We start from the raw sequence: 6410 nt of genomic DNA on the forward strand, positions 1-6410 counted from the left end.
AGCTCGGTCCCGGGGTACCTCTAGAGTCGGATTTTCGAGAACATGCCCTTTCTTACGTCAAGCCGACGGAGCTGAATGTGCTCACAGCCTAGGGGAAGGTAACGTAGACGCTCGTGCACGTACTCTCCGTCAGCTCTTTGAAAGGCGGGGTCGGCAAGACGACCGTGACGCTCGGGCTGGCCTCCGCCGCCTTCGCACGTGGCGTTCGCACTCTCGTCGTCGACCTCGACCCGCAGTCCGATGTGTCCACCGGTATGGACATCCAGGTCGCCGGTCGGCTGAACATCGCCGACGTCCTGGCCAACCCGAAGGAGAAGGTCGTCCGTCAGGCGATCACCTCCAGCGGCTGGGCGAAGGTCCACCCCGGCACGATCGACGTGCTCATCGGCAGCCCGTCGGCCATCAACTTCGACGGTCCGCACCCGAGCGTGCGCGACGTGTGGAAGCTGGAAGAGGCCCTCGCCACGATCGAGGCCGACTACGACCTCGTCCTGATCGACTGCGCCCCGTCGCTGAACGCGCTGACCCGCACGGCGTGGGCGGCGAGCGACCGCGTGATCGTCGTGACCGAGCCCGGCCTGTTCTCCGTCGCTGCGGCCGACCGCGCGCTCCGCGCGATCGAGGAGATCCGCCGTGGTCTCTCGCCTCGCCTCCAGCCGCTCGGCGTCGTCGTGAACCGCGTGCGCCCGCAGTCGATCGAGCACCAGTTCCGCATCAAGGAACTGCGCGACATGTTTGGCCCGCTGGTCCTGAACCCGCAGCTGCCCGAGCGCACGTCGCTCCAGCAGGCGCAGGGCGCCGCGAAGCCGCTGCACGTGTGGCCCGGCGACTCCGCGCAGGAGCTGGCCGCCGACTTCGACGCGCTGCTCGACCGGATCGTCCGCACCGGCCGGATCCCGGTGGCATCCGACTCCCCCCAGGCGTAGCTTCTCGCGCAGTCCCGCGCGCGTGAGAGGTCAAGATTTGTCGCCTGCGTACCGCCCCAGGCGACAATTTTTGACCTCTCACGCGAGAGATGGAAGATAGAGAAACCCCGGATGCCAGGCATCCGGGGTTCTTTCGTATGGGGGCGCGTCAGGCGGTGCGCGCGGCGCGACGGGCGGCGAGCTCGTCGACGGCCTCGGTCGCGGACTCGAAGTCGACGAGCGTCGACTCGACCTCGCGGAGGACCTTGCCGACGGCGATGCCGAACACTCCCTGGCCGCGGCTGACGAGGTCGATGACCTCGTCGTTCGACGTGCACAGGTACACCGAGGCGCCGTCGCTCATGAGCGTCGTGCCCGCGAGGTCGCGGATGCCCGCGGCGCGCAGCTGGTCGACGGCGGTGCGGATCTGCTGGAGAGAGATACCGGTGTCGAGCAGACGCTTCACGAGCTTCAGGACGAGGATGTCGCGGAAGCCGTAGAGCCGCTGCGAACCGGAGCCGCTCGCACCGCGCACGGTGGGGACGACGAGTTCGGTGCGGGCCCAGTAGTCGAGCTGGCGGTACGTGATGCCGGCGGCGCGGGCCGCGACGGCGCCGCGGTACCCCGTGTCGTCGTCCATCTCGGGGAGTCCGTCGGTGAAGAGGAGTTCGGTGGCGAACCGGGGTTCACCGAGTGCGTCGCCAGCGGTCATGCTCGCGTCCCTCCTCATCGGCTCGTTGTTCCCACGCTAGATCAGCGGAGGTCCCCCGGCAACGACATCCGGGCCGAGGGGGTCGGCGTGTCGCGATCAGGACAGCATCCGGTCGATGGCTTCGCGCACGAACAGCGTCCGGACCTCGTCCAGACGTGCCGCGAGCTCGGGCGCGAGCTCGCTCGCGCGCGCTCGCGAGGCCGCGTCGGGACGGCGGAGCAGCGCCGCGAGGGCGGATTCGACGAGGGATGCCTCGCGCTCCGCGCTCTGCCGGAGCGAGCGCACGTGCCGCGGCTCGATGCCGTGGCGATCGAGGGCGACGAGCGTGCGCAGCAGCGACACGGTCTGCTCGCTGTAGGTCTCGGCGCCGGTGATCACGCCCGTGCTGATCGCGTCGTTGAGGAGCTGCGGTGCCGCTCCGGCCGCCGAGAGCAGCTCGTCGCGGCGGTAGCGGCGCGGCGCGTTCGTCATGGACGCGATCGCCGTGGGCGGCGCGGGATTGCGGCCCGCGTCGACGTCGGCGAGGTACTCGCGGATCACGGCGAGCGGGAGGTAATGGTCGCGCTGCAGCGTCAGCGCGAGGCGCAGCCGCTCCAGGTCGGCGGGCGAGAACTTGCGGTAGCCCGACTCGGTGCGGGTCGGCGAGACGATGCCCTGCACCTCGAGGAAGCGCAGCTTGCTGGAGGACAGCGCGGGGAACTCGGGGGTGAGTCGCGCCAGCACCTGTCCGATGCTCAACAGCCCCGAGGCCGCCGGACGACCGCGGGCGGGGGCTGCCGCCATCAGTGCTCTGCCGGCGGGAGGTCGACGGGCGAGCCGAAGAAGTTCAGGCGGAACTTGCCGATGCGCACCTCGGCGCCGTTGAGCAGCGCCGAACGGTCGACCCGCTCGCCGTTGACGTAGCTCCCGTTGAGCGAGCGCTGGTCGACGATCTCGAACGAGCTGCCCGAGCGGGTGATCTCGGCGTGACGACGGGAGACGGTGACGTCGTCGAAGAAGATGTCGGCTTCGGGGTGACGGCCGACGGTGGTGACATCGGTGTCGAGCAGGTACCGGGCACCGGTCGTCGGGCCGGAGCGGACGATCAGGAGCGCGGCACCCGAGGGGAGGGCGTCGATCGCCTCGAGCTCGGCTTCGGTGAGGTCGGCTCCGAACGGGACGAAGGACAGATCGGCGTCATGGCCGAACGTCTGGGTCGTGTCGTGCGAGCGGTCGGACGCGGCGGCGTCGGCAGCGCGTCGAATGTCGTCGCGCTCGAATCTGCGGGTCTCGTCCACGGCTTCTCCTTCATTTCCACCATAGCCGACCGCCTCCGAGCCGAAGGGGCCGATCGACCTCTCGCAGGCCATGGGGTATACGTGTGTCCGATGTCGGGACGCGCACCGCTTTCGGGTAGCGGCTCGCAGTGACGGGGGGACACTCGAACCTACCGATCCCGGTCGGCCCTGTCGAGTCCGGATCACCCCGTGCGTCATTCATCCGGGGACGGCTCACCGGTCCGATGCAGGGGCGATCGCTAGGGTCGGTGGCGTGATCACGACTCCCGCGCCGCGTCGGCGCTCCCTGCCCGCCGTCCTGGCCGCCGCGGCCGTCGCGCTCGCGGCGCTGCTCCTCCCGGCTGCTCCCGCGTTCGCCCATGACGAGCTGGTGTCGTCCGATCCCTCGGCCGACTCCGTGCTCGACGCGTTGCCGGCGCAGATCACCCTCACCTACAGCGCGGACATCCTGGATGCCGCCGGCGCGACCGTGATCCAGGTCACCGACGCGGCCGGAACCGCGCTGACCGACGGCGCGCCCACCGTCTCGGGCCCCGTCGTGACGCAGGCGCTGGCGGGACCGGCATCCGGTGTCGTCACCGTGGTGTGGCGCGTCGTCTCCGGCGACGGACACCCGATCGACGGGACGTTCTCCTTCACCGTCCCGGCGGCTCCCACACCCACGCCCACCCCCACTCCGACGGCGACACCCACGAGCGCCTCGACCCCGCAGCCGACCGTCACGGTCACCGAGACCCCGGCACCGGTCGAGACCACCTCGGATGCCTCTCCCCTGCCCTGGATCCTGCTCGCCGTGGCGCTCCTCGTCGTCGTCGGGCTCGTGGTCTGGCTGTTCGTCGTGCGAGGCCGCGGGGGCACCCCGGGAAGCGGCTCCGCGGGCACCGCCGGACGATAGGCTGAGGGCATGCCTCATTACGATCTGGTCATTCTTGGTGCGGGTCCCGGCGGGTACGTCGCAGCCGTGCGCGGCGCGCAGCTGGGGCTGTCGGTCGCGGTCATCGAACAGAAGTACTGGGGCGGTGTGTGCCTCAACGTCGGCTGCATCCCCTCCAAGGCTCTGCTGCGCAACGCCGACCTCGCGCACACGTTCCACGCGAAGGCCGACCTGTTCGGCATCTCGGGTGACGTGCACTTCGACTTCGGCACCGCCTTCGACCGGTCCCGGTCGGTCGCGGCCGGCCACGTCAAGGGCATCCACTACCTGATGAAGAAGAACAAGGTCACCGAGTACGAAGGCCGCGGCCACTTCGTCGACGACCACACCCTCGACGTCACCAAGGCGGACGGGTCGACCGAGCAGGTCACCTTCGACAACGTCATCATCGCTACCGGCTCCACCGTCCGCCTCCTCCCCGGCGTGACCCTGTCCGAGAACGTCGTCACCTACGAGGAGCAGATCCTCAACCGCGAGCTCCCCGGCTCCATCGTCATCGTCGGCGCCGGCGCCATCGGCATGGAGTTCGCGTACGTGCTGACGAACTACGGCGTGAAGGTCACGATCATCGAGTTCCTCGACCGTGCCCTCCCCAACGAGGACGCCGAGGTCTCCAAGGAGATCCAGCGCCAGTACAAGTCCTACGGCGTGGACATCCTCACCTCCACCAAGGTCGACTCCGTCACCGACCACGGCGACAAGGTCACCGTCGCCTACACCGGCAAGGACGGCGCCACCGGCTCCATCGACGCCGACCGCGTGCTCATGTCCATCGGTTTCGCGCCCAAGGTCGACGGGTTCGGCCTCGAGAACACCGGTGTCAAGCTCACCGAACGCGGCGCGATCGACATCGACGACCACATGCGCACCAACGTCCCCCACATCTACGCCATCGGTGACGTCACCGCGAAGCTCCAGCTCGCGCACGTCGCCGAAGCCCAGGGCGTCGTCGCGGCCGAGACCATCGGAAACGCCGAGACCCAGACCCTCGGCGACTACCGCAACATGCCCCGCGCCACGTTCTGCAACCCGCAGGTCGCCTCCTTCGGCCTCACCGAGCAGCAGGCCCGCGACGCCGGACCCGACATCAAGGTCGCGAAGTTCCCTTTTTCCGGCCAACGGCAAAGCCAACGGCCCTGGGCGAGCCCGTCGGCTTCGTCAAGCTCGTCGCCGACGCCGAGACGCTCGAGCTCATCGGCGGCCACCTCATCGGCCCCGACGTCTCCGAACTCCTCCCCGAGCTCACGCTCGCGCAGAAATGGGACCTCACCGCGCTCGAGGCCGCGCGCAACGTGCACACGCACCCGACGCTGTCGGAGGGTCTGCAGGAGGCGTTCCACGGCCTCGTCGGCCACATGATCAACCTCTGATCACCCTCACGACGAAAGCCCGCCCGGGTTCGCCGGGCGGGCTTTCGCGTTGAGAAGAGGTCAGTGACCGAGCGTGCGGGCGAGCTTGGAACCGGATGCCGCGGGCCGACCGCCTGCCGCGAACACGGCCGCATCGACCGCGGCGAACAGCGCCTCGCGGCCGGCGTCGTCGGCGGGGCCGGCGGGACCGAGCTCGACCTCCCACTCGCGCCACTCGGACTCCACGCCACGGCGCTCATCGCGCGCCCGGACGCGGTCGTCGACGAACTCCGCGACGACCCCTCCCTCCGCGTCGAGCAGGGCATAGGCGGTGCGGTGGTTGCGCACGCGCGCGAGGGGCAGGAACGGTCCGCGCGCCCAGGACGCGACGGCATCCTGGATCTCGTCGGGAACGACCGGGTCGGCATCCGGGTCACCGAAGTCGCCGAGCGGCCACTGCGTCTCCGAGCGTCCACCCTCGGCGGGGGCCTTGATGTGCCAGCCCTCGTCGGGGCCGCCCTGACGTCGCCGCACGGCGACGCCGTTGCGCGCCAGGTCGGCTCCGGCGGTGTCGACGTAGCGAGCGTCGAGGTCGCGCGGCTCGGCCTCACCCACGCGGGCGACGCCGGGCACACCCGACCAGTCCGGGAGGGGCGTGTCGGTCTCGACGTCGTACTTCGACTCGACCTCGACCGACGACGAACCCGGCGCGGTCTTGCTCAATCGTCGCGTCCGTCGACGTCCGGGTTGATGTCCTCGGTCTCCTCGACGTAGGCGAAGACCGCCTGGGTCGGACCGTCGGACTCCCCCGTGTGCTCGAGCCCGCCCTCGCGGCGGTAGACCAGCTGGCCTTCGCTGTAGGGAAGGATCAGCGAGTCGTCGGACTGGTTCTCGAGCGGGATCACCTGCCCGTCGAGCGGGCCTCCGGTCAGTCGTGCAATAGCCATGGCCCCAGCGTAGACCGGGCCCCCGCGCGCCGCCCGCGCCTTGACACCCCTCGCCTAGACTCGCTCGGGTGACGAGCGCGGACCTCCCCGGTGACAAGCCGTTCGTGCTCCTCGCGACCCGCGCGCAGGACCTCCCCGCGGACGAGGAATACGCGCTGTTCCTGCGGTTCACGGGCCTGCCCTCCGAGCGGCTGAGGAGGGTCCGTCTCGAGCGCGAGCCCGATGCCGACATCGACCTCGACGACGTCGCCGGAATCCTCGTCGGCGGGAGCCCCGTTCACGCGTC

At 70.0% G+C, this 6410-nt stretch carries 7 protein-coding genes and 2 pseudogenes; 4 read left to right on the plus strand and 5 right to left on the minus strand.

The genetic code is table 11. From position 1 onward, the window contains the following. Nucleotides 1-113: 113 nt before the first annotated feature. Nucleotides 114-926: a ParA family protein gene (locus tag I5G_RS04565; RefSeq protein ID WP_022878003.1), complete on the plus strand. Its 813-nt coding sequence runs from the start codon at nucleotides 114-116 to the stop codon at nucleotides 924-926. 148 nt (nucleotides 927-1074) lie between these two features. On the opposite strand, the gene I5G_RS04570 is transcribed toward I5G_RS04565, so the two are convergent. From I5G_RS04570 to I5G_RS04580, 3 genes are all read right to left on the minus strand, one after another. After that, a complete protein-coding gene (locus I5G_RS04570; RefSeq protein WP_022878004.1) occupies nucleotides 1075-1617 on the minus strand; it encodes a MerR family transcriptional regulator in 543 nt (180 codons plus the stop codon). A 96-nt stretch (nucleotides 1618-1713) separates the two neighbouring features. Then, entirely contained in the window at nucleotides 1714-2400 is a 687-nt protein-coding gene (locus I5G_RS04575) for a MerR family transcriptional regulator (protein WP_022878005.1), read from the minus strand. Beyond that, nucleotides 2400-2894 (minus strand): FHA domain-containing protein, encoded by a 495-nt coding sequence (locus tag I5G_RS04580; RefSeq protein ID WP_022878006.1) that lies wholly within the window; start codon nucleotides 2892-2894, stop codon nucleotides 2400-2402. Before I5G_RS04580 ends, I5G_RS04575 begins: the two co-directional genes overlap by 1 nt. A gap of 253 nt (nucleotides 2895-3147) precedes the next feature. On the opposite strand from I5G_RS04580, the gene I5G_RS20620 reads away from it, so the two are divergent. Together I5G_RS20620 and lpdA are read left to right on the plus strand one after the other, a co-directional pair. After that, on the plus strand, nucleotides 3148-3789 hold the full coding sequence (locus tag I5G_RS20620) for a copper resistance CopC family protein (protein ID WP_022878007.1): 642 nt from the start codon (nucleotides 3148-3150) through the stop codon (nucleotides 3787-3789). 9 nt (nucleotides 3790-3798) lie between these two features. Further along, a pseudogene (gene lpdA, locus I5G_RS20625) lies at nucleotides 3799-5198 on the plus strand (dihydrolipoyl dehydrogenase). 60 nt (nucleotides 5199-5258) lie between these two features. Here lpdA and I5G_RS04595 read toward each other — a convergent pair. Beyond that, the gene (locus tag I5G_RS04595; RefSeq protein WP_022878008.1) at nucleotides 5259-5900 is read right to left on the minus strand and encodes a CYTH domain-containing protein; all 642 of its coding nucleotides are present in this window, start codon (nucleotides 5898-5900) and stop codon (nucleotides 5259-5261) included. Further along, complete coding sequence (locus I5G_RS04600; RefSeq protein WP_022878009.1) at nucleotides 5897-6124, minus strand: hypothetical protein; 228 nt, start codon at nucleotides 6122-6124, stop codon at nucleotides 5897-5899. Before I5G_RS04600 ends, I5G_RS04595 begins: the two co-directional genes overlap by 4 nt. A gap of 68 nt (nucleotides 6125-6192) precedes the next feature. Here I5G_RS04600 and I5G_RS04605 point away from each other — a divergent pair. Continuing rightward, nucleotides 6193-6410 (plus strand): annotated as a pseudogene (locus I5G_RS04605) (glutamine amidotransferase); the annotation flags it as partial.

Source organism: Microbacterium sp. B19, assembly GCF_000333395.1.
Classification (GTDB): domain Bacteria; phylum Actinomycetota; class Actinomycetes; order Actinomycetales; family Microbacteriaceae; genus Microbacterium.